The organism is Pseudomonas sp. S2_E01 (assembly GCF_054668365.1).
The window spans coordinates 5,095,039-5,118,900 of record NZ_CP162762.1 but is presented as its reverse complement, the minus strand read 5'-3'; the positions used below and the strand labels follow the sequence as shown (position 1 = coordinate 5,118,900).

Sequence of the window (23,862 nt, the reverse complement as noted above, 5' to 3'; positions counted from 1 at the left end):
TTGGGATGTTGTTTTTGGCGGTGACCGTCAACGCTATGGCCGACACGAAGGTCAACAGTGTTCGTCTATGGCGGGCGCCGGACAACACGCGTCTGGTGTTCGACCTCACCGGGCCGGTGCAGCACAGTGTGTTCACCTTGACCGCCCCGGATCGACTGGTGATCGACATCAATGGCGCCAGCCTTGGCGCGCCATTGAACGTCTCCACCGCCAACACCCCGATCACCGCCATGCGCTCGGCTCAACGCACGCCGACCGACCTGCGGGTTGTCATCGATCTTAAAAAAGCCGTCACGCCGAAGAGTTTCACCCTGGCGCCAAATGCCCAGTATGGCAACCGCCTGGTGGTCGACCTGTTCGACAATCCGGCGGACGCTGCGCCGATTCCGGCGCCGACCAACGTCGCGACCGTCGCCCCGGTCCCGGTCACCCCGGTAGATCCTCCGGTGAAGTTGCCGCCTGCCCCGGCCGGCAAGCGCGACATCATTGTGGTCATCGATGCCGGCCACGGCGGTGAAGACCCGGGGGCCTCGGGTTCCCGTGGTCAACGCGAAAAAGACGTGGTGCTGTCCATCGCCCGTGAACTGCAACGGCAAGTCAACGGCATGAAAGGCTTCCGCGCCGAACTGACCCGTACTGGCGACTACTTCATTCCACTGCGCGGACGCACCGAAATTGCGCGCAAGAAAGGCGCCGATCTGTTCGTCTCGATCCACGCCGATGCCGCACCCTCCACCGCCGCGTTCGGTGCGTCGGTGTTCGCCCTGTCGGATCGTGGCGCCACGTCGGAAACGGCACGGTGGCTGGCGGACAGTGAAAACCGTTCCGACCTGATCGGCGGTGCGGGCAACGTCAGTCTCGACGACAAGGACCGCATGCTCGCGGGCGTATTGCTCGACCTGTCGATGACCGCGTCGCTGACTTCCAGCCTGAACGTCGGCCAGAAGGTCCTGAGCAACATCGGGCGCGTCACGCCTTTGCACAAACAACGCGTGGAGCAGGCCGGGTTCATGGTGTTGAAGTCGCCGGACATCCCATCGATCCTGGTGGAAACCGGTTTTATCTCCAACGCCAACGAAGCGTCCAAGCTCGCCGCGTCCAGCCACCAGCAGGCCCTGGCACGCTCGATCAGCAGCGGTGTGCGCCAGTTCTTCCAGCAGAATCCTCCGCCGGGGACCTACATCGCCTGGTTGCGTGATTCCGGCAAGATTGCCCAGGGCCCACGGGACCACCGGGTCAACCCCGGCGAAACCCTGGCAATGATCGCCGTGCGCTACCAGGTGTCGCCGGCGACCTTGCGCAGTGCCAACAACCTGAAAACCGATGAGTTGAAAATCGGTCAGACCCTGACCATTCCCGGCACTGAACTGGCGTCCAAAGAATGAATCAGGTGGTGACCAACAGCGCTCGTATCGAGCTGCTCAGCCCCCGACTGGCCAACCAGATTGCCGCCGGTGAGGTGGTCGAGCGCCCGGCTTCGGTGATCAAGGAGTTGCTGGAAAACAGCCTCGACTCCGGTGCCAAACGCATCGATGTCGATGTGGAGCTGGGCGGCATCAAGCTGCTGCGGGTGCGCGACGATGGCCGAGGCATCGCCGCCGATGACCTGCCGCTGGCCCTGGCGCGACACGCCACCAGCAAGATCCGCAACCTGGAAGACCTCGAGCAGGTGATGAGCCTGGGGTTTCGCGGTGAGGCGCTGGCTTCGATCAGTTCCGTGTCGCGCCTGACCCTGACGTCACGTACCCGCGATGCCGATCAGGCGTGGCAGGTGGAGACCGAAGGTCGGGAGATGGCGCCCCGTGTCCAGCCGGCGGCTCACCCGGTGGGCACGTCGGTGGAAGTGCGCGACCTGTTCTTCAATACCCCGGCGCGGCGCAAATTCCTCAAGACCGAAAAAACCGAATTCGATCACCTGCAGGAAGTGATCAAGCGCCTGGCGCTCGCCCGGTTCGACGTGGCGTTTCATTTGCGTCACAACGGCAAGACCATCCTCAGCCTGCATGAGGCCCATGATGATGCGGCCCGCGCACGGCGTGTGGCGGCCATTTGCGGCCCGGGTTTCCTGGAGCAGGCGCTGCCCATCGAAATCGAGCGCAATGGCCTGCATCTGTGGGGATGGGTCGGCTTGCCCACCTTCAATCGCAGCCAGGCGGACTTGCAATACTTCTTCGTCAATGGCCGGGCCGTGCGCGACAAACTGGTGGCCCACGCGGTGCGCCAGGCCTATCGCGATGTGCTGTTCAATGGCCGGCACCCGACATTCGTGCTGTTCTTCGAGGTCGACCCAACCGGCGTCGACGTCAACGTGCACCCGACCAAGCACGAAGTGCGCTTTCGCGAAGGGCGCATGGTCCATGACTTCCTCTATGGCACCTTGCACCGCGCCTTGGGCGATGTACGTCCCGACGATCATCTGGCCGCACCGGTAGCGACCGCCATCGTCCGCCCGACCGGCCTTGAAGCCGGCGAGTTCGGGCCACAGGGCGAAATGCGCCTGGCGGCCAATGCCCTGCTGGAGCAGCCGCAGGCCCAACCGTCATTCAATGCCGCCGGCGCTGGAGCTGGAGCTGGCGCCGGTTATCAGTATCAATACACTCCGCGCCCGCAGTCGACGATGCCAGCAGCGGAAGCCCAGGCCGCCTATCGCGAGTTCTTCGCGCCGCTGCCCGAAGCCAACGCCGCTGCGCTTCCCGAAGGGCAGGGCGATATCCCGCCGTTGGGTTATGCGTTGGCGCAGCTCAAGGGCATCTACATCCTCTCGGAAAACGCCCAGGGTCTGGTGCTGGTAGACATGCACGCCGCCCATGAGCGGATCATGTACGAGCGACTCAAGGTCGCCATGGCGAGCGAGGGTCTGAGCGGACAGCCGTTATTGGTCCCTGAATCGTTGGCGCTGAGTCAGCGCGAGGCCGATTGTGCCGAAGAGCACGTCGCCTGGTTCCAGCGCCTGGGCTTCGAATTGCAGCGGTTGGGCCCGGAGACTCTGGCCATTCGCCAGATTCCGGCGTTGCTCAAGCAAGCCGAAGCCAACCGGCTGGTCAGCGATGTACTGGCGGACCTGATGGAATATGGCACCAGCGACCGCATTCAGGCCCACCTCAACGAACTGCTGGGCACCATGGCCTGTCACGGTGCGGTGCGGGCGAATCGGCGGCTGGCCCTGCCGGAAATGAACGGCTTGCTGCGTGACATGGAAAACACCGAGCGCAGCGGCCAATGCAACCATGGCCGACCGACCTGGACCCAACTGGGCCTGGACGATCTGGACAAATTGTTCCTGCGCGGTCGTTGATGAGCCAGCTCCCACCTGCGATTTTCCTGATGGGCCCGACTGCAGCGGGCAAGACAGACCTGGCCATCGAGCTGACCAAGGTCCTGCCCTGCGAACTGATCAGTGTCGATTCGGCCCTGGTCTATCGCGGCATGGACATCGGCACCGCCAAGCCTTCGAAAGAAATCCTGGCTGAATTCCCACACCGCTTGATCGATATTCTCGACCCGGCAGAGAGCTATTCGGCGGCCGATTTCCGCCGTGACGCCCTGCAAGCCATGGCCGAGATCACCGCGCGCGGCAAGATTCCGCTGCTGGTGGGCGGCACCATGCTCTATTACAAGGCGCTGCTCGAAGGCCTGGCGGACATGCCGGCAGCCGATCCCGAAGTGCGGGCGCAAATAGAAGAAGAGGCTGCACGCCTTGGCTGGCAAGCCCTGCACGAGCAATTGCAGCGTATCGACCCCGAGTCGGCGGCGCGCATACACCCCAACGATCCCCAGCGCCTCAGTCGCGCATTGGAAGTTTATCGGGTCAGCGGTCAGAGCATGACCGCGCTTCGATTGCAACAAAGTGCGCAAAGTACTGAAGCAGCCGCGTCGGGACGGCAACAATTGCCCTATACTGTCGCGAACTTGGCCATTGCCCCGGCAAATCGCCAGGTACTGCACGAACGAATTAAACAAAGATTCACTTTGATGTTGGAACAGGGGTTCATGGACGAGGTCGTAGCCCTGCGTGAAAGAGGTGACCTGCACACCGGGTTGCCATCTATACGTGCGGTCGGTTATCGACAAGTCTGGGACTATCTGGATGGCAAGCTGACAGAAGCCGAAATGCAGGAGCGTGGAATCATCGCCACGCGCCAATTGGCCAAGCGTCAGTTCACGTGGTTGCGCAGCTGGGCTGACTTACACTGGTTGGACAGTCTCGATTGCGACAATCTGCCACGCGTCTTGAAATACCTTGGAGCCATCTCCATATTGAGCTGAGTCTTTGCAATTGCCGTCTATCCTTGGGGGTGTGACGGCCACAAGCCAACTGTTTACCTATTTTTATATTGAATCCTTAAAGGAGTGCGACACATGTCAAAAGGGCATTCGCTACAAGACCCTTACTTGAATACTTTACGTAAAGAGAAAGTTGGGGTGTCCATCTACCTGGTCAACGGGATCAAACTGCAAGGCACGATCGAGTCGTTTGACCAGTTCGTCATCCTGCTGAAAAACACCGTCAGCCAGATGGTCTACAAGCACGCTATCTCTACAGTGGTGCCGGTTCGTCCAATTCGTCTGCCTAGCGCAGCCGAATCCGAGTCGGGTGACACTGAACCAGGTAACGCCTGATAGGAGTCTCCTTTGTTCTTTGAGCGCCACGGTGGTGGGGAGCGAGCCATTCTCGTTCACTTGGATGGTCAGGACCCTGAGGCGCGCGAAGATCCGCAGGAGTTTCAGGAGTTGGCGGCATCGGCTGGTGCCGAGACCGCGGCGTTTTTCAACGTGCCGCGTAATCGGCCAACCGCCAAATACCTGATTGGCAGCGGCAAGGTCGAGGAGTTGCGCGACCTGGTCAAAGCCGAACAGGTAGAACTGGTTATTTTCAATCACATCCTCACGCCCAGTCAGGAACGTAACCTCGAACGTGTTTTCGAGTGTCGCGTGATCGACCGCACGGGTCTGATTCTCGATATCTTCGCCCAACGCGCCCGTACCCATGAAGGCAAGCTCCAGGTTGAACTGGCCCAGCTTGAGCACATGAGCACGCGCCTGGTTCGTGGCTGGACTCACCTTGAGCGGCAGAAGGGCGGTATCGGCCTGCGCGGTCCGGGTGAAACACAGCTGGAAACCGACCGGCGCCTGTTGCGGGTTCGCCTGCGGCAGATCAAGGGGCGCCTGGAAAAGGTTCGCAGCCAGCGCGAGCAGTCTCGGCGCGGGCGCAAGCGCGCGGAAATTCCGACGGTTTCACTGGTGGGTTATACCAACGCCGGCAAATCGACGCTGTTCAACTCGGTGACCGATTCCGAAGTGTTTGCCGCGGACCAGCTCTTCGCCACCCTCGACCCGACACTGCGCCGCCTCGAACTCGACGACCTCGGCCCCATCGTGCTGGCCGATACCGTGGGGTTCATCCGTCACCTGCCGCACAAACTGGTCGAGGCATTTCGGGCTACGCTCGAGGAGTCGAGCAACTCCGACCTGCTGCTGCACGTGATCGACGCCCATGAACCCGAGCGTATGGCCCAGATTGAACAGGTCATGGTAGTGCTCGGGGAGATCGGGGCGCAGGACTTGCCGATCCTCGAGGTATACAACAAACTCGATTTGCTCGAGGGCGTGGAGCCGCAGATCCAGCGCGATGCCGATGGCAAGCCGCAGCGGGTCTGGTTGTCGGCCAGGGACGGTACCGGTCTGGACTTGCTCAAGCAGGCCGTGGCCGAATTGCTCGGCGATGATTTGTTCGTGGGCACCTTGCGCTTGCCGCAACGTTTTGCTCGACTGCGTGCGCAGTTTTTTGAAATCGGTGCTGTACAGAAAGAAGAGCATGACGAAGAAGGCATCTGCCTGCTGGCCGTTCGTTTGCCACGCGTCGAGTTGAATCGACTGGTGAGCCGCGAAGGCATGCAACCGATGGAATTCATCGAGCAACACACTTTGCAATAAAAGCCTGAGAAAGCGGTTGTGCCGCAGGGACAGGCATTCTGTAGCATTGGTCGGCGCGCCGTGGGTGCGTCTTTGCTTTATCAGATGGAGAGCGCTATGGCTTGGAATGAGCCGGGTGGCAACTCGAATAATCAGGATCCTTGGGGTGGCAAGCGCCGCAATAACGGCGACCGCAAGGGGCCACCAGATCTCGACGAGGCCTTCCGAAAGCTGCAGGAAAGCCTGAACGGGTTGTTCGGTGGTGGTAAAAAACGCGGTGATGACGGCGGTGGTTCCGGCAAGAGTGGCGGCTTTGGCGGCATACTCGGCATCGGCCTGGTCGTGCTGGCGGCCGTCTGGCTGTACAGCGCCGTTTATGTCGTGGACGAGCAGGAGCAAGCCGTGGTGCTGCGCTTCGGCAAGTACTACGAAACGGTTGGCCCGGGCCTGAACATCTATTTCCCGCCGATCGACAAGAAGTACATGGAAAACGTCACGCGTGAGCGTGCGTACACCAAGCAGGGCCAGATGCTCACCGAAGACGAGAACATCGTCGAAGTGCCGCTGACCGTGCAGTACAAGATCAGCAACCTGCAGGACTTCGTGCTGAGCGTCGATCAGCCGGAAATCAGCCTGCAGCACGCGACTGACAGCGCCTTGCGCCACGTGGTGGGTTCCACTGCGATGGACCAGGTGTTGACCGAAGGTCGTGAATTGATGGCGAGCGAAATCAAGGAGCGTCTGCAACGCTTCATGGATACCTATCGCACCGGTATCACCGTTACCCAGGTCAACGTACAGAGCGCAGCGGCACCGCGTGAAGTGCAGGAAGCCTTCGATGACGTGATCCGTGCCCGTGAAGACGAGCAGCGTTCGCGCAACCAGGCGGAAACCTATGCCAACGGCGTCGTGCCGGAAGCCCGTGGTCAGGCCCAGCGCATCCTTGAAGACGCCAATGGCTACCGCGACGAAACCGTCTCGCGTGCCAAGGGTGAGGCTGACCGCTTCACCAAGCTGGTGGCCGAGTACCGCAAGGCGCCTGAGGTTACACGTCAGCGTCTGTACCTGGACACCATGCAGGAAGTCTTCAGCAGTACCAGCAAGGTACTCGTGACCGGCAACAAGAACGGCCAGAGCAACCTGCTTTACCTGCCGCTGGACAAGATGATCGACAGCAGTGGTCGCAGCACCAACGCACCGGTCAACAGTGCGGCAGCGACCAGCAATGAAGCAAATGCGCGTGCCGCAGCTGATCTGCAGCAACAGCAGGCACGTACCAGGGAGAGTCGCTGATGAGCAATAAATCGCTGATCGCCCTTATTGTTGGCGTCGTTGTGGCGATCGCTGCCTGGAACTGCTTCTACATCGTGGCTCAGACCGAGCGCGCGGTGTTGCTGCAGTTCGGACGCGTGGTTCAGGCTGATGTCCAGCCGGGGCTGCATGTGAAAGTGCCTTACGTTAACCAGGTGCGCAAGTTCGACGCTCGCCTGATGACGCTGGATGCACCGACACAGCGCTTCCTGACCCTGGAAAAGAAAGCCGTGATGGTCGATGCCTACGCCAAGTGGCGTGTGAAGGACGCCGAGCGTTTCTACACCGCGACTTCCGGCCTCAAGCAGATCGCCGACGAGCGTCTGTCCCGTCGTCTGGAATCGGGCCTGCGTGACCAGTTCGGTAAGCGCACCCTGCACGAAGTGGTATCCGGTGAGCGTGATGCGCTCATGGCGGACATCACCTCTTCGCTGAACAAGATGGCCGAAAAGGAACTGGGTATCGAAGTGGTCGACGTTCGCGTCAAGACCATCGACCTGCCCAAGGAAGTGAACCGCAGCGTGTTCGAGCGTATGAGCACCGAGCGTGAGCGTGAAGCTCGCGAGCACCGCGCCAAGGGTAACGAGCTGGCAGAAGGCATCCGTGCCGACGCCGATCGTCAACGCCGCGTGCTGCTGGCTGAAGCCTATCGTGAATCGGAAGAGATCCGCGGTGACGGCGATGCCCAGGCCGCAGCGATCTATTCCAAGGCCTACGGCCAGGACCAGGAGTTCTACGCGTTCTACCGTAGCCTGCGCGCCTACCGTGAAAGCTTCGCGAACAAATCCGACGTCATGGTCCTGGACCCAAGCAGCGACTTCTTCCACTACCTGGAAAAAGCCAAGCCTTGATACGGCGTTGACCGAAATCGCCCCCGCCGGGCGGCTAAAACCTTCGGCGGGGTGATCCTTTGGGAAAACGTGTGTATGATGCGGCAGCCGGGAAATTCCCGGCTTTTTTGCGTCTGCACGTTTGATTGCTGTTTTTTTGCAGATGTCCGGGCCCGTTGGCTCGACAGGTTTTACGAGGAAAGTGTTTGGCGAAGCCCGAATTCAGGCTTTTCGCTTCGTTGCTCTTGCGCGTGTTTTCGCAGGGCCAGGCATTTTCTGCTTCACTCAAGGCTCGCCCCAAGGCTTGCCGCCCGGATCATAGGGGAATGGCGTAATGGCAACGGTAGACCGCTGGCTGCTGCCAGATGGCATCGAAGAAGTACTGCCACCGGAGGCGGCGCGCATAGAAGTCGCGCGTCGCCAGGTGTTGGATCTGTTCCAGAGCTGGGGTTACGAGTTTGTCGTGACTCCCCATATCGAGTACCTGGAATCCCTGCTGACCGGCGCGGGCCAGGACCTGGATCTGCGTACCTTCAAGGTCATCGACCCGCAATCGGGTCGGCAGATGGGTTTCCGGGCGGATATCACGCCGCAGGTGGCGCGCATCGATGCGCACACCTTGCGTCGCGAAGGCCCCAATCGCCTGTGCTATGCCGGTAGCGTGCTGCACGCCCAGCCGCGCGCCTTGTCATCCTCGCGCAGCCCGATCCAGTTGGGTGCCGAGTTGTACGGCGATGCCAGCCCGAGCAGTGACGTCGAAGTCATCAGCCTGATGCTCGCCATGCTGCAACTGGCCGATGTGCCGGACGTGCACATGGACCTCGGGCATGTTGGCATCTACCGCGGCCTGGCCCGTGCGGCAGGCCTGTCCGGTGAAGTCGAGCAGCAGTTGTTCGATGCGTTGCAACGCAAGGCCATCGACGAGGTCATTACCTTGACCGAAGGCCTGCCGGCAGAACTGTCCGACATGCTGCGCGCGCTGGTTGACCTGTGTGGCGGCCGTGAAGTGCTGGTGGCGGCTCGTGAGCGCCTCGCCAAGGCGCCGGCACCCGTGCTGGCGGCGTTGGACGATTTGCTGGCGATAGCCGAGCGCCTGTCCAGCCGTTTCCCGGATCTGCCGCTGTATTTCGACCTGGGCGAGTTGCGCGGTTATCACTACCACACCGGTGTTGTGTTCGCCGTGTTCGTACCGGGTGTTGGCCAGTCCATTGCCCAGGGTGGTCGTTACGACGACATCGGTGCCGACTTCGGTCGTGCCCGTCCGGCAACCGGCTTCTCCACCGATTTGAAAACCCTGGTGACCCTGGGGCGTGCTGAGATCGAGCTACCGTCTGGCGGTATCTGGATGCCTGACAGTACGGATGCGGCACTCTGGCAGCAGGTTTGCCAGTTGCGCAGTGAGGGTCAGCGTGTTGTCCAGGCATTGCCTGGGCAGCCTTTGGCCGCCGCCCGTGAAGCGGACTGCGACCGGCAATTGATTCAGCAGAACGGGCTTTGGCAAGTATCGCCACTGGCCTCTTGAGTTTTCCTGCCGGCCGCCGCCGGCACCAAGTTTGCGCGAATGAGGACAAGTGTTATGGGTAAGAATGTCGTAGTCCTGGGCACCCAGTGGGGTGATGAGGGCAAAGGCAAGATCGTTGATCTGCTGACCGAACATGCTGCCGCCGTAGTGCGCTACCAGGGTGGCCACAACGCGGGTCACACGCTGGTGATCGACGGTGAGAAAACCGTCTTGCACCTGATCCCGTCGGGCGTGCTGCGCGAAGGCGTACAGTGCCTGATCGGTAACGGCGTGGTGGTTGCGCCCGACGCTCTGATGCGGGAAATCACCAAGCTGGAAGAGAAGGGTGTGCCGGTGCGTGATCGCCTGCGCATCAGCCCTTCCTGCCCGCTGATCCTGTCCTATCACGTGGCGCTGGACCAGGCCCGCGAAAAGGCTCGTGGCGAGATGAAGATCGGCACCACCGGTCGCGGCATCGGCCCGGCATACGAAGACAAGGTTGCACGTCGTGGCCTGCGCATCGGTGATCTGTTCCACCGCGAGCGTTTCGCCGCCAAGCTGGGCGAGTTGCTGGACTACCACAACTTTGTCCTGGTCAATTACTACAAAGAGCCGGCCATCGACTTCCAGAAAACCCTGGATGAGTGCATGGAATACGCCGAGTTGCTCAAGCCGATGATGCTCGACGTCACCGCCGAGCTGCACGAGCTGCGTCGCGCGGGCAAGGACATCATGTTCGAGGGTGCCCAGGGTTCCCTTCTGGACATCGACCACGGTACCTACCCGTATGTCACCAGCTCCAACACCACCGCCGGCGGTATCGCCACCGGTTCCGGTGTGGGTCCGCGCTTCATCGACTACATCCTGGGTATCACCAAGGCCTACACCACTCGTGTCGGTTCAGGTCCGTTCCCGACCGAGCTGTTCGATGACATCGGTGCATTCCTGGCCAAGCGTGGCCACGAATTCGGTGCAACCACCGGTCGCGCCCGTCGTTGCGGCTGGTTCGATGCCGTCATCCTGCGTCGCGCCATCGACGTCAACAGCATCTCGGGCCTGTGCCTGACCAAGCTGGACGTACTGGACGGCCTGGAAACCATCAACATCTGCATTGGCTACAAGAACCAGGACGGTGCGGTGATTGACGCTCCAACCGACGCCGACAGCTACATCGGCCTGGAGCCTGTGTACGAACAGATGCCAGGCTGGACCGAGTCGACCCTCGGCGCCAAGACCCTGGAAGAGCTGCCGCAAGCCGCTCGCAACTACATCAAGCGCATCGAAGAGCTGGTCGGCGCGCCGATCGACATTATTTCGACGGGCCCGGACCGCAACGAAACCATCGTTCTGCGTCATCCGTTCGCTTAATAAGTCGTTGATGTAAAAGACAAAGGGCCCTTATTTGGGCCCTTTGTCGTATCTGTCTGTAGGACGGCACGACCTTTGCTCTGAATTTGAAAAAGCTCAATAAAAAAGGATGGCTGCCTCCGTGCCATCAATTTAATGGCGTCAAAGCAGAGGGATTACCTGTGTCGGCCGTTCTTTCCCTGTTACAAAGCCGTCTTTTGCGGCCTGTGTTCGTTACCCTTGGTATCGCTCTTTTGGTGCAAGTGCTGGTTGCGGTCGCCCTGACACGCAGCACGGTGACTGCGCTGGAGGCCGATCTGGGCGTTCGCCTGGGCGCCGACAGCCAAAAACTGTCCACCGAGCTCGAGCAGGCGGGACGCGAAGTCACGTCGAGCCTCGACAGCCTCTCCGCCAGTACGCGCCAGCGGCTCACTGCCGGCTTGTCTTCGCGTCTGGAAGAGGAGCAATCGCAGCTGCGGGCGACCCTGGAAAAAGACCTGAAGGACTCCGCCAGTGATATGGCGCAGCTCCTGGCCTCGGTCGCGCCCCGCGCCATGTGGGACAACGACGTGCCGACCCTGTCCGAATTCGCCCGTCGCGCCCAGCGCAATCCCAACGTGCTGTTCGTCGTCTATGACGATGCGACCGGCCAGCACCTGACGCGCTACCTCAATCGCGAAAATCCGATCAACAAGGCACTGCTGGAAAAAGGCCAGGGCGAACGTGCCCTGGACAAGGTGCTGGATGCAGCGAGAAACGATCCGTCGGTCTACTACGTTGAAGCGTCCATCAACCCTAATGGCGTGGAAATCGGCAAGGTGCTGATGGGGGTCTCCACCGCTTCGGTGGAAACGGATCTGGCGGCGCTGGATAAACGCTTCGAAGCGCTGATTGCCAACAGCGATCAACTGGTGGGCGACAGCCTCAAGGGCGCGGCGGCCGACAGTGCCACCGCCATGCGCGCACGGCTGGCTTCCGCTCAGTCCACTGCTGCGGACATGAAAGCCAATACCACCGAAACCGTGCAGGAAGCGGCAGCGACCTTGCGCTGGCGCATTGGCATGGGCCTGGCCTTGGTGGGGTGCGGCGTGTTGCTGCTGCTGGCCGTCGTGCTCGGTCGTCGGGTGGTCAATCGTTTGAAGATGCTGATCATCGCCATGGACGACCTGGCGGCCGGCGAGGGCGACTTGACCAAGCGCGTGCAGATCAACAGCAAGGACGAGATCGGCGACATGGCGTCGGCGGTCAATCGCTTTGTGGATAAGTTGCAGCCCATCGTGCGTGAAGCGGGCGATGTCGCCCAGCGCACGGGCGTCGAGATCGGCGCCATGACCTTGCGCAACGCCGGTGCCGATGCGGCGGCCGGTATGCAGCGCGACGAGGTGGCCGAGAGCCTGCGCGCGTTGTCGCAAATGGCCGATGAGGCGCAGTCCGAAAGTCATGCCATGCAGGCGGCCTTGCAGCAGGTGGTGGAGATTCGTTCGGCCACCGACGAAAATACCCGCACCTCGGCGAAAGTCGGCGGCCTGATCGAGGCGCTGGCCGAGCAAGTCGATACCGGCGCCAAGGTGATTGAGCGACTGGCGCAGCAGAGTGAGCAGATTGAAGTGGTGCTGACCGTGATCCACGGCATCGCCGAGCAAACCAACCTGCTGGCGCTGAACGCGGCCATCGAGGCGGCGCGCGCCGGTGAAACCGGTCGTGGCTTCGCCGTGGTGGCGGATGAGGTGCGGGCGTTGGCGAGCAAAACCCAAAGCTCCACCGGTGACATCCAGGCGCACATCGTCGCCTTGCAGCAAGGTGCGCGGGAGGCTGTTGCTGCGATTGGCCAGGCCGGGCGCCAGGCCAGCGAAGGTCTGCTGGTGTTGCGTGACAGCGCGCGCTTGCAGCAAACGGTGCAGGTGTCGGTCGAGCAGGTGCACGCGGCGATTGGCCTGGCCACGCAGGCCGCGGCGCATCAGGCGCAGGGTGCGCAGGCTGTACGCGGGCGCGTGGAAACCATTCATGCCCAGGCCGAGAAAGCGGCTCAGGCGGTTGTAGAGACGACCGAGAGCGGCAAGGTGCTCGATGGGTTGGCAGCGCAGCTCAAGGCCAGCCTGGGGCAGTTCAGGGCTTGATGTGTAGTCTGTAAGGCCGCCATCGCGGGCAAGCCCGCTCCTACAGTTTGGAATGCGATTTCCTGTAGGAGCGGGCTTGCCCGCGATAGCAGTATCAGCGGTTCAGATACATCCGCGTCGTCAACAGATAAACCGGCAACCCCGACACCACAATCAACAGCGCCGCATAAGGCGCTGCCGCTGCAAACTCCACATTCGCCGTGTGCGCCCAAACCTCTGTTGCCAAAGTGTTGAGCCCCGTGGGGCTTAGCAGCAGGGTCGCCGTCAATTCCTTCATCGCGTCCAGGAACACCAGCGCAAACGCCGCCCCTAGTGCCGGGAAGATGATCGGCAAGGTGATGCGACAAAATGCGCTGAACGATGATGCGCCCAAGGTGCGGGCGGCTTCTTCCAGTTGCGGCGCGGCCTTGTTCAGTGCCGTGCGAATCGGCGCCTGTGCCAGCGGCAGGAACAGCAGAGCATACGCAATCAGCAGCAATGCCGAGGTCTGGTAGAGCACCGGCACGTAATGCAGGGCGAAATACACCAGGGTCAGGGCAATCACCAGTCCCGGCAGCGCATGCAACAGATAAGGCAGGCGCTCAGCCCAGATGGCCAGTCGACCCTTGTGGCGCACCACCAGCAGTCCCACTGGCACCGCCAGCACCAGGCACAGCGCGGCGCCGCCCAGAGACAGCGCGAGTGACGACAGGAGCGCCTCGGTGATCGCGGCCACGGGAAACGCCGCCGAGGAACCCACCATCAACCAATACGCCAGCATGCCCAGGGGAATGCCGCTGCCGATGATCGCCAGCGCCAGGCAGTAAAGTTGCCCGGCGACAGCCCAGTGCCCAAGCCGAACCTGCTCTGCACGTCGTGCCGCACCCTGGCCGGTGCGCACGTGGCGGCCCTTACCACGCATCCGTAGCTCGAGCCACAACAGCATCAGGCACAGCGCCAGCAGTACTGCGGACAGCATTGCCGCGTTGGCATTGCTGAACTCCAGCTCGAACTGCTGATAGATCGCCGTGGTAAAGGTTTGCAGGCCGATGATCGACAGCGCGCCGAACTCCACAAGCATGTGCAGTGCGATGAGCAGCGAGCCGGCCAGCAGGGATGGCCATAGCAGCGGCAGGGTGATCTTGAAGAACACGCCCCAGCGGTTCTGACCCAATGTGCGCGCGGATTCTTCCAGGGATGGGTCGAGATTACGCAGCGTGGCCGCTACCGGCAGGAAGATCAGTGGGTATTTGGACAGGGTCATCACCAGGATGGCGCCGCCCAGGCCTTCGAAATGCGCGCTCAGGGAAACCCAGGTAAAGCTGCTGACAAACGCCGGCACGGCGAACGGCAGGCAGAGGATCACCCCCCACAGTCGCCGTCCCGGCAAATTGCTGCGCTCCAGCAGCCAGGCCAGCGAAAGGCCGATGATGCCGCAGGCCACCGTCACGCCCGCCATCAATGCCAGCGTATTGCGCAACAGGCCGAACACATAAGGTCGCCACAACAGGTGCAGTGCCTCGGCCCAGCCGGCCTGCCAGGTTTTCAGGCCGACATAGACCAGCGGCAACAGGCTCAATAGCACCAGCAACAACACTGGCAGCAGCAACCAGATCGACGGCCGCTTGCGTCGTGGCACATGACCCCCGCGCGCGGCGGGGGCAGATAACGATGCGCTCATCAGTTCAAGCCAACGTCGCGTTCCAGGTCCAGGGCTTCTTCAGCGTTGCCGAGGTCGGCCGGCGTGACGTTGGGGGCTTGCAGCTCGCTGAAGGGCTTGAGACCGCGATCCGACTCCATGCCTTTGTGCAGCGGGTACTCGGCGGTGGTCTGGGTGATCACGCGCTGGCCTTCTTCGCTGGCCATGTAGGCGAGCAACTGCTGGGCTTCTTTGGGATGCTTGCTGGATTTCAGCACGGCCGCGCTGGAAACGGTGATCAGCCCGCCGACGTCGCCGCCGGTGAAATAATGCAGTTTCGAATCAAGCTGGCCTTTTTCACGCTGCAGGGCGAACCAGTAATAGTTGTTCACCAGGACAGTGGCGACGTCACCGTTTTCCACGGCCTTGAGTGCGACCATGTTGTTGCTGTACGTCTTGCCGAAGGCGCGCAGCCCAGTCAGCCATTCCTCGGCCGCGTCCATGCCGTGCACCTTGATGATGGCGACGGCCTGTTCCTGGAACGCGCCGCTGGTAGGCACGAAGCCAACCTTGCCTTGCCATTTCGGGTCGGAAAATTCCATTACCGACTTGGGCAGGTCTTTTTCATCGATCAGTTTAGGGTTGAAGGCCACCACACGAACCCGCGCGGTCACGCCGATCCAGGTCCCATTGCTTGCGACGTAGTCTTTGGGCAGGACGGCGAGGGTGGCGGCGTCGGTCTGGGCCAGCAGGCCCTGCTCGCCGAGTTTGTTCAGTGGGGGAGATTCTTCGGTGTAGATCACGTCGGCGGGAGAGCGACCGCCTTCTTCGACGACCTGGCTGGCGAGCTGATTGCTGCTGCCCTTGCGCACATTGACGTGAATCCCGGTCTTGGCCTCGAACGCCTTGGCGACGGCGTCGCCGACTTCCTTGTGTTGGCCGTTATAGAGGGTCAGGGAAACCGGGTCGGCAGCCTGGGTGAGGGGAGTAGCGAGTGCCAGGCCGAGCAGGGTGAAGGTCAGGCCGCGGCGCAGGGTATTTCGAAACATCATTCGCAGGGTTCCTCACTGTCGCATTGCAAAAACTTGCAACAATGATAAACGATATTGTTTCTCATGTGCGCCTTGCGGGTTGGTATTGCCTTTGGTATGGATCTGGAGCTGAAACCTGTAGGAGCGAGCATGCTCGCGATGGTCGTCAACGATTGCGCTGGCTGCCTGACACTCAACGGTGTCTGGGCGACCATCGCGAGCATGCTCGCTCCTACAGGGGGTATGGGATTTCAGGGGGGGGGCAGAAACGCAAAAACCCGCTTTCGCGGGTTTTTGTGAAATTCAGAATCGTGATCCTGAATTTGAAATTGGTGCCCAGAAGAAGACTCGAACTTCCACGACCGTAAGGTCACCAGCACCTGAAGCTGGCGTGTCTACCAATTTCACCATCTGGGCATTCATCGCGAGCGTTGCCGCTGTTGATGTGGCGCACTATACGGAGAGCTTTTTGATCTGTAAACCCCTGATTTGGTTTTAATAAATCAAATGCTTAGAATGCAAAAACCCGCTTTCGCGGGTTTTTGTGGGAGCCTTGAAATTGATCTAATCTCAAGCTCGAAATTGGTGCCCAGAAGAAGACTCGAACTTCCACGACCGTAAGGTCACCAGCACCTGAAGCTGGCGTGTCTACCAATTTCACCATCTGGGCAGTATCGGCAGCGCTAGTGCGTCGTCGATGGCGCGCACTATACGGAGCGTCTTTTTAACTGTAAACCCCTGCCTTCAAAAAAACATGAAAAATGTTACCGACGGCATTTTTACCAGCTCTGCGGTGTCCATAAAGGGGCTTTAGGCGAGTCGATGCAGTCCGAAATTTCCCGTTTCATTACGCCTATGCCAAACTAACGCGTATATAGACAAGGTGAAAACTCTCTAATGGCCGATTGGCAGTCCCTCGATCCCGAGGCCGCTCGTGAAGCGGAAAAATATGAAAACCCTATTCCTAGCCGCGAACTGATCCTTCAGCACCTTGCTGATCGAGGTTCGCCTGCTAACCGCGAGCAGTTGGTCGAAGAGTTCGGCCTGGTCACCGAAGACCAGATCGAAGCGCTGCGCCGGCGACTGCGCGCGATGGAGCGCGATGCTCAACTCATTTATACCCGTCGTGGCACTTATGCGCCGGTGGACAAGCTCGACTTGATCCTGGGTCGCATCAGCGGTCACCGCGATGGTTTCGGCTTCCTGGTGCCGGACGACGGCAGTGACGATTTGTTCATGAGCCCCGCGCAAATGCGCCTGGTGTTCGATGGTGACCGTGCATTGGCCCGTGTGTCTGGCCTGGATCGTCGCGGTCGTCGTGAAGGCATGATCGTCGAAGTCGTGTCCCGTGCTCACGAAACCATCGTCGGTCGTTACTTCGAAGAAGGCGGTATCGGCTTCGTGGTGGCGGACAATCCGAAGATCCAGCAGGAAGTGCTGGTGACACCGGGTCGCAACGCCAACGCCGACATCGGTCAGTTCGTCGAAGTGAAGATCACCCACTGGCCGACGCCACGCTTCCAGCCCCAGGGCGATGTCATTGAAGTCGTGGGCAACTACATGGCGCCGGGTATGGAGATCGACATTGCTCTGCGCACCTACGATATTCCGCACGTCTGGCCCGATGCAGTACTCAAGGAAGCCGCCAAGCTCAAGCCGGAAGTCGAAGAAAAGGATAAAGAGAAGCGCATCGACCTGCGCCATCTGCCGTTCGTCACCATCGACGGTGAAGATGCCCGCGACTTCGATGACGCGGTGTATTGCGAGGCCCGCCCGGGCAAGCTGCGCCTGTTCTCCGGTGGCTGGAAGCTGTACGTGGCGATTGCCGACGTCTCCAGCTACGTGAAGCTCGGTTCGGCGCTGGATGCCGAGGCCCAGGTTCGCGGTAACTCGGTGTACTTCCCCGAGCGCGTGATTCCGATGTTGCCCGAGCAGTTGTCCAACGGCCTGTGCTCGCTGAACCCGATGGTCGACCGGTTGGCCATGGTTTGCGAGATGACCATCTCGAAAACCGGTGAGATGACCGATTACTGCTTCTATGAAGCGGTCATTCACTCTCATGCACGCCTGACCTACAACAAGGTCAGCGCCATGCTCGAAACGCCCAAAGCCGCCGAGGCGCGCAAGCTGCGTGGTGAATACACCGATATCGTGCCGCATCTCAAGCAGCTTTATGCGCTGTACAAGGTGTTGCTGGCTGCCCGCCATGTGCGTGGCGCGATCGATTTTGAAACCCAGGAAACCCGGATCATCTTCGGTTCCGAGCGCAAGATCGCGGAAATTCGCCCGACCGTGCGCAACGACGCGCACAAGCTGATCGAGGAATGCATGCTGGCCGCCAACGTGGCCACCGCCGAATTCCTGCAGAAGCACGAAATCCCTGCGCTGTACCGCGTTCACGACGGTCCGCCGCCTGAGCGCCTGGAAAAGCTGCGTACCTTCCTGGGTGAGTTGGGCCTGTCCCTGCACAAAGGCAAGGACGGTCCATCGCCCAAGGATTATCAGGCGTTGCTGGCCGGCATCAAGGATCGTCCGGACTTCCACCTGATCCAGACCGTGATGCTGCGTTCGCTGAGCCAGGCGGTGTACACCTCCGATAACCAGGGCCACTTCGGCCTGAATTACGAGGCCTACACCCACTTCACTTCGCCGATTCGTCGCTACCCGGACCTGCTCACGCATCGGGCGATCCGTAGCGTCATTCACTCCAAGCAGAACACCCCGCACGTTCGTCGGGCCGGTGCGATGAGCATTCCCAAGGCTCGCATCTACCCTTACGACGAGGCGGCGCTGGAGCAGCTGGGCGAACAGTGCTCGATGAACGAGCGTCGCGCCGACGAAGCGACTCGTGACGTGGTGAACTGGCTCAAGTGCGAGTTCATGAAAGACCGCGTGGGCGAGTCGTTCCCGGGCGTGATCACTGCGGTGACCGGGTTTGGCCTGTTCGTCGAACTGACCGACATCTACGTCGAAGGTTTGGTGCATGTCACGGCGTTGCCGGGTGATTACTACCACTTCGATCCTGTGCACCATCGCCTCGCGGGTGAACGCACCGGTCGCAGCTTCCGCCTGGGCGATACGGTCGAAGTGCGCGTGATGCGCGTTGATCTCGACGAGCGCAAGATCGACTTCGAGATGGCTGAGAAAACCATCAGCGCGCCGATCGGTCGCAAGAAGCGCGGGGCCGACACGGCTGCGCCAGCTTCCACCAAGGCGTCTGAGCCGGCTGCGGCAAAAACCGGTCGTCGCACTGCCAAGGAAAAACCTGCCGAGGCCTACCGCTCGAGCGATGCCGCGGCGAAGAACGCCGAGGTGCGCAAAAGCCGCGAGATGAAAAAGGCGTTGCTGTCCGAAGCGAAAAGCGGTGGCAAGTCCTCGCGTTCCACCTCGGACAAGGCGCCTGCGAGCAAAACGAGCAAACACCGTAAAGGCCCGCCAAAAGCGGGTTCCGCTCCAGCCAAAAGTGGCGGGGCGCGTAAACCGAAGGCGAAGTCATGAGTCAGTTGGAAAAAATCTACGGCGTGCATGCCGTAGAAGCGTTGCTGCGTCATCACCCAAAGCGCGTCAAGCAGATCTGGCTGGCCGAAGGCCGCAGTGAGCCGCGCTTGCAAAACCTGATTGCACTCGCTGGCGAAAACCGCGTGCCGGTCGGCAATGCCGAGCGTCGCGAGCTGGATGCCTGGGTTGAGGGCGTGCATCAGGGCGTGGTGGCGGAAGTGAGTCCCAGCCAGGTCTGGGGCGAAGCGATGCTCGACGAACTGCTCGATCGTACCGACGGTGCGCCGCTGCTGTTAGTGCTCGACGGTGTGACGGATCCGCACAATCTGGGCGCTTGCCTGCGTTCGGCCGATGCCGCCGGTGCGCTGGCGGTGATCGTGCCCAAGGACAAGTCGGCTACCCTGACCCCGACAGTGCGCAAGGTCGCCTGCGGGGCGGCGGAAGTGATTCCACTGGTCGCCGTGACCAACCTGGCGCGCAGCCTGGAAAAACTCAAGCAGCGTGGCTTGTGGGTCGTGGGTACGGCGGGTGAAGCCGAGCAGAGCCTGTATCAGCAGGACATGACCGGTCCGACCATCCTTATCATGGGCGCTGAAGGCAGCGGCATGCGTCGCCTGACCCGCGACCTGTGCGATTACCTGGTGCACTTGCCGATGAGCGGCAGCGTCAGCAGCCTCAACGTCTCCGTGGCGACCGGGGTCTGCCTGTTCGAAGCGCAACGTCAGCGCGCTGCGCGCAAGTAGTGAGCTTTAAGCTGCAAGCCTCAAGTAACAGACAATCTGCTTGAGGCTTGTAGCTTGCAGCTTGCATCTATTGTTCAAATAATCACCAATTGCCTTGCGCCTCCCCCCTCCCTTCTCTACAATTGCGCCCCTTGCTGTGACGGCAGGCACGCATGTGTCTCCCGCAAGCAAGTCCATAAGTGTCATTCACTCCTTGTCTGACCGCCTTCGAGCGGCAGGCTACAACCCGTAAGGAGCATTCATGCGTCATTACGAAATTATCTTTTTGGTCCACCCGGATCAAAGCGAGCAAGTCGGCGGCATGGTTGAGCGTTACACCAAGCTGATCGAAGAAGACGGCGGCAAAATCCACCGTCTGGAAGATTGGGGCCGTCGTCAACTGGCCTACGCAATCAACAATGTTCACAAGGCTCACTACGTGATGCTGAACGTTGAGTGCACTGGCAAGGCCCTGGCCGAGCTGGAAGACAACTTCCGTTACAACGATGCAGTGATCCGTAACCTGGTCATCCGTCGCGACGAAGCCGTTACCGGCCAGTCCGAGATGCTCAAGGCTGAAGAAAACCGCAGTGAGCGCCGTGAGCGTCGCGACCGTCCTGAGCACTCCGACGCCGAAGGCGTTGATGGTGATGACAGCGACAACAGCGATAACGCTGACGAGTAATCCACGGACCTTTTGAGGAGCCTATTACATGGCACGTTTCTTCCGTCGTCGTAAATTCTGCCGCTTCACCGCTGAAGACGTGAAGGAGATCGATTACAAAGATCTCAACACTCTGAAAGCTTACGTATCCGAGACCGGCAAAATCGTTCCAAGCCGTATCACCGGTACCAAAGCACGTTATCAGCGTCAGCTGGCCACCGCTATCAAGCGCGCCCGCTTCCTGGCCCTGCTGGCCTACACCGACAGCCACGGCCGCTGAGACCGGGTAGTCGACTCGTAGCAAAGGATTGAATGCATGCGTGCCTTGGCTGAGTTCATCATGCGGGGCCGTATGCAGGCCACTCTCGTAGTGGCTGGATGCGCGGCATTGCCGTTGTTGTATTGGTTGGGTGCTGCCGCTGGATGTCTCGTGCTCCTGCGGCGCGGATTGCAGGACGCCCTTGGCGTGCTTGCTCTGGGACTGCTGCCGGCATTGCTCTGGTGGCTGTATTCCGACGACCCACGGGCACTTCTGGTGCTGTTGGGGTCTTCGAGTCTTGCGCTGGTTTTGCGCGCAAGCGAATCCTGGACCCGCGTGTTGCTGGTCAGCATAGCGATGGGAGTGGTGTTTGCAGTGGTGCTGGGGACAGTTTTTGCTCCCCAAATCGAGTTGCTGGCGCAGGCCTTGATCAAGGTCATGCCGTCGCTACTCGGTGATGTCTACCAGAAGCTGTCGGTAGATGAGCAAGCGCATTTTGCGTCGCTGATTGCACCAGTCCTGACCGGCCTGATTGCGGCCTTGTTGCAAATCGTCAGTGTGCTGAGCCTGCTTGTTGGGCGCTACTGGCAGGCGTTGTTGTATAACCCGGGTGGTTTTGGTCGCGAGTTTCGCACCATCCGATTCCCGCTGGGGCTGGCGATGTTACTGCTGGCGTGCATGCTTCTGGGGCCGAACATCGGTCCGCAGATGGCCATGTTGACGCCGTTGTGCAGTGTACCGCTGGTGTTCGCCGGGCTGGCCCTGATTCACGGGCTGGTGGCGCAAAAGCGACTGGCCAGGTTCTGGCTGGTGGGGTTGTACGTCACGTTGTTGCTGTTCATGCAGCTGATCTATCCGTTGCTGGTGGTCCTGGCCATCGTCGACAGCCTGATTGATTTTCGCGGTCGTCTGGCGCCGAAAGACGCCGATAACGCGAACGGTGAAGGTTAAAAGTTAAGAGGATTTCCACATGCAACTGATCCTTCTGGAAAAAGTCACCAACCTGGGCAACCTGGGTGACAAAGTGAACGTTAAGGCTGGTTACGGTCGTAACTACCTGCTGCCTTACGGCAAAGCTACCGCTGCGACCCCAGCCAACCTGGCTGCGTTCGAAGAGCGTCGCGCTGAGCTGGAAAAAGCTGCAGCAGACCGTAAAGCATCGGCTGAAAGCCGTGCCGCCCAACTGGCTGAGCTGGAAGTGACCATCACTGCCACTGCCGGTGACGAAGGCAAGCTGTTCGGTTCGATCGGCACCCACGACATCGCTGATGCACTGACCGCCTCCGGCGTCGAAGTGCAGAAGAGCGAAGTTCGTCTGCCGAACGGCACCATCCGCAACGTAGGTGAATTCGACGTAGCCGTGCACCTGCACGCTGAAGTTGAAGCCACCGTACGCGTTGTCGTGGTAGCAGCTTAAGCAACACCTGATCGGCTGGCGGCTTGCCCGTCAGACGGTTAACATCGGGCACGATCCTGTTTACAGGTCGTGCCCTTTGTCTTTCTGGGAACTCCCGTTTTTCAATCCCTGCTTCTAAAAAACCAAGTGACCATGAACGATATTTCCGCTCCTGAGCAATACGATCTGCAAACCGCCGCGCTAAAGGTGCCGCCGCATTCCATCGAAGCCGAACAGGCTGTGCTCGGTGGTCTGATGCTGGACAACAACGCCTGGGAACGTGTGCTCGATCAAGTCTCCGACGGCGATTTCTATCGACATGATCACCGCCTGATTTTTCGTGCGATTGCCAAGCTTGCCGACCAGAACATGCCGATCGATGTCGTCACGTTGGCCGAACAGTTGGACAAGGAAGGGCAAACTTCCCAGGTCGGCGGCCTCGGTTACCTGGGAGAGCTGGCAAAAAACACGCCGTCGGTCGCCAACATCAAGGCCTACGCACAGATCGTCCGCCAGCGCGCGACCTTGCGCCAACTGATCGGCATCAGTAATGACATCGCTGACGCCGCCTTCAACCCGGAAGGGCGTACTGCCGAGGAAATTCTCGATGAAGCCGAACGGCAGATCTTCCAGATCGCCGAGGCTCGTCCAAAGACCAGTGGTCCGGTGGGCGTCAACGAATTGCTGACCAAGGCCATCGACCGCATCGACACCTTGTTCAACACGGGTGAAGGGATCACCGGCCTGTCCACCGGCTACACCGACCTCGACGAAAAAACCAGTGGCCTGCAGCCCGCCGACCTGATCATCGTTGCCGGCCGTCCGTCGATGGGTAAGACCACCTTCGCGATGAACCTGGTTGAAAACGCGGTACTGCGCAGCGAGAAGGCGGTGCTGGTGTACTCCCTCGAGATGCCAGGTGAATCGCTGATCATGCGTATGCTGTCCTCGCTCGGGCGCATCGACCAGACCAAGGTGCGTTCCGGCCAACTGGAAGACGATGACTGGCCGCGCCTGACTTCGGCAGTCAATCTGCTCAACGACCGTAAGCTGTTCATCGACGATACGGCGGGTATCAGCCCCTCGGAAATGCGCGCCCGTACCCGTCGCCTGGTGCGCGAGCACGGTGAAGTCGGCCTGATCATGATCGACTACCTGCAACTCATGCAGATCCCGGGCTCCAGCGGCGACAACCGGACCAACGAGATTTCCGAGATTTCCCGGTCCCTGAAAGCCCTGGCCAAGGAATTCAACTGCCCGGTGGTGGCCCTGTCCCAGCTCAACCGCTCCCTGGAGCAACGGCCGAACAAGCGTCCGGTGAACTCCGACTTGCGTGAATCCGGAGCGATCGAGCAGGACGCCGACGTCATCATGTTCGTGTACCGCGACGAGGTGTATCACCCGGAAACCGAGCACAAGGGCATTGCCGAGATCATCATCGGCAAGCAGCGGAACGGTCCGATCGGGTTTATCCGGCTGGCGTTCATCGGTAAATACACGCGCTTTGAGAACCTGGCGCCGGGTAGCTACAACTTCGATGATGATGAGTAAGATCTTCATCGCCTGACCTGGCCCAATCGTCGCACCGTCGCGATAGGGTCACCACAATTTCCGACCGAATCCGTCGGAATTGGTCAAAATTTGTGCTATATTCC

At 60.5% G+C, this 23,862-nt stretch carries 19 protein-coding genes and 2 tRNA genes; 17 read left to right on the top strand and 4 right to left on the bottom strand.

Annotated features, from left to right (window positions below; translation table 11 throughout):
- Positions 1–5 precede the first annotated feature (5 nt).
- From AB4O36_RS23650 to AB4O36_RS23605, 10 genes are all read left to right on the top strand, one after another.
- Positions 6–1,385: an N-acetylmuramoyl-L-alanine amidase gene (locus AB4O36_RS23650; protein WP_460126833.1), complete on the top strand. Its 1,380-nt coding sequence runs from the start codon at positions 6–8 to the stop codon at positions 1,383–1,385.
- On the top strand, positions 1,382–3,295 hold the full coding sequence (gene mutL, locus AB4O36_RS23645) for a DNA mismatch repair endonuclease MutL (protein ID WP_460118600.1): 1,914 nt from the start codon (positions 1,382–1,384) through the stop codon (positions 3,293–3,295). The genes AB4O36_RS23650 and mutL overlap by 4 nt, the downstream gene beginning before the upstream one ends.
- Positions 3,295–4,266 carry a tRNA (adenosine(37)-N6)-dimethylallyltransferase MiaA gene (gene miaA / locus AB4O36_RS23640; RefSeq protein WP_460118598.1) on the top strand — a complete coding sequence of 324 codons (972 nt, stop codon included), beginning with the start codon at positions 3,295–3,297 and terminating at the stop codon, positions 4,264–4,266. Before mutL ends, miaA begins: the two co-directional genes overlap by 1 nt.
- Before the next feature lie 93 nt (positions 4,267–4,359).
- Positions 4,360–4,620 (top strand): RNA chaperone Hfq, encoded by a 261-nt coding sequence (gene hfq, locus AB4O36_RS23635; protein WP_460118596.1) that lies wholly within the window; start codon positions 4,360–4,362, stop codon positions 4,618–4,620.
- Between the two features lie 12 nt (positions 4,621–4,632).
- Positions 4,633–5,934, top strand: coding sequence for a ribosome rescue GTPase HflX (hflX, locus tag AB4O36_RS23630; protein ID WP_460118594.1), 1,302 nt, complete (start codon positions 4,633–4,635; stop codon positions 5,932–5,934).
- Between the two features lie 96 nt (positions 5,935–6,030).
- Positions 6,031–7,206, top strand: a complete 1,176-nt coding sequence (hflK, locus tag AB4O36_RS23625) for an FtsH protease activity modulator HflK (RefSeq protein ID WP_460118592.1) — start codon at positions 6,031–6,033, stop codon at positions 7,204–7,206.
- Entirely contained in the window at positions 7,206–8,075 is an 870-nt protein-coding gene (gene hflC, locus AB4O36_RS23620) for a protease modulator HflC (RefSeq protein WP_093227195.1), read from the top strand. The genes hflK and hflC overlap by 1 nt, the downstream gene beginning before the upstream one ends.
- 313 nt (positions 8,076–8,388) lie before the next feature.
- On the top strand, positions 8,389–9,576 hold the full coding sequence (locus AB4O36_RS23615; protein WP_460118589.1) for an ATP phosphoribosyltransferase regulatory subunit: 1,188 nt from the start codon (positions 8,389–8,391) through the stop codon (positions 9,574–9,576).
- A gap of 54 nt (positions 9,577–9,630) precedes the next feature.
- Positions 9,631–10,923 (top strand): adenylosuccinate synthase, encoded by a 1,293-nt coding sequence (locus AB4O36_RS23610; RefSeq protein WP_460118587.1) that lies wholly within the window; start codon positions 9,631–9,633, stop codon positions 10,921–10,923.
- 161 nt (positions 10,924–11,084) lie between these two features.
- Complete coding sequence (locus tag AB4O36_RS23605) at positions 11,085–13,019, top strand: methyl-accepting chemotaxis protein (RefSeq protein WP_460140394.1); 1,935 nt, start codon at positions 11,085–11,087, stop codon at positions 13,017–13,019.
- Positions 13,020–13,113: 94 nt separating this feature from the next.
- Here the strand turns inward: AB4O36_RS23605 and AB4O36_RS23600 are convergent, their stop codons facing one another.
- The 4 genes from AB4O36_RS23600 to AB4O36_RS23585 form a co-directional block, all read right to left on the bottom strand.
- Entirely contained in the window at positions 13,114–14,679 is a 1,566-nt protein-coding gene (locus AB4O36_RS23600) for an ABC transporter permease (RefSeq protein WP_460118583.1), read from the bottom strand.
- Positions 14,679–15,689 carry an extracellular solute-binding protein gene (locus AB4O36_RS23595; protein WP_460140393.1) on the bottom strand — a complete coding sequence of 337 codons (1,011 nt, stop codon included), beginning with the start codon at positions 15,687–15,689 and terminating at the stop codon, positions 14,679–14,681. Before AB4O36_RS23595 ends, AB4O36_RS23600 begins: the two co-directional genes overlap by 1 nt.
- A 309-nt stretch (positions 15,690–15,998) precedes the next feature.
- Positions 15,999–16,085, bottom strand: a tRNA-Leu gene (locus tag AB4O36_RS23590).
- Positions 16,086–16,251: 166 nt separating this feature from the next.
- Positions 16,252–16,338, bottom strand: a tRNA-Leu gene (locus tag AB4O36_RS23585).
- 227 nt (positions 16,339–16,565) lie between these two features.
- On the opposite strand from AB4O36_RS23585, the gene rnr reads away from it, so the two are divergent.
- The 7 genes from rnr to dnaB all read left to right on the top strand — a co-directional run bounded on the left by rnr (position 16,566) and on the right by dnaB (position 23,758).
- Positions 16,566–19,166: a ribonuclease R gene (gene rnr, locus AB4O36_RS23580; RefSeq protein ID WP_460118579.1), complete on the top strand. Its 2,601-nt coding sequence runs from the start codon at positions 16,566–16,568 to the stop codon at positions 19,164–19,166.
- The gene (gene rlmB / locus AB4O36_RS23575) at positions 19,163–19,909 is read left to right on the top strand and encodes a 23S rRNA (guanosine(2251)-2'-O)-methyltransferase RlmB (RefSeq protein ID WP_460118577.1); all 747 of its coding nucleotides are present in this window, start codon (positions 19,163–19,165) and stop codon (positions 19,907–19,909) included. Before rnr ends, rlmB begins: the two co-directional genes overlap by 4 nt.
- 241 nt (positions 19,910–20,150) lie before the next feature.
- Positions 20,151–20,573 carry a 30S ribosomal protein S6 gene (gene rpsF / locus AB4O36_RS23570; protein ID WP_037015709.1) on the top strand — a complete coding sequence of 141 codons (423 nt, stop codon included), beginning with the start codon at positions 20,151–20,153 and terminating at the stop codon, positions 20,571–20,573.
- 28 nt (positions 20,574–20,601) lie between these two features.
- A complete protein-coding gene (rpsR, locus tag AB4O36_RS23565) occupies positions 20,602–20,832 on the top strand; it encodes a 30S ribosomal protein S18 (RefSeq protein WP_002551829.1) in 231 nt (76 codons plus the stop codon).
- Between the two features lie 36 nt (positions 20,833–20,868).
- Positions 20,869–21,762, top strand: a complete 894-nt coding sequence (locus tag AB4O36_RS23560; protein WP_460118575.1) for a hypothetical protein — start codon at positions 20,869–20,871, stop codon at positions 21,760–21,762.
- Between the two features lie 19 nt (positions 21,763–21,781).
- Positions 21,782–22,228 carry a 50S ribosomal protein L9 gene (gene rplI, locus AB4O36_RS23555; protein ID WP_007973276.1) on the top strand — a complete coding sequence of 149 codons (447 nt, stop codon included), beginning with the start codon at positions 21,782–21,784 and terminating at the stop codon, positions 22,226–22,228.
- Between the two features lie 132 nt (positions 22,229–22,360).
- Entirely contained in the window at positions 22,361–23,758 is a 1,398-nt protein-coding gene (gene dnaB / locus AB4O36_RS23550) for a replicative DNA helicase (RefSeq protein WP_460118574.1), read from the top strand.
- Positions 23,759–23,862: the final 104 nt, after the last annotated feature.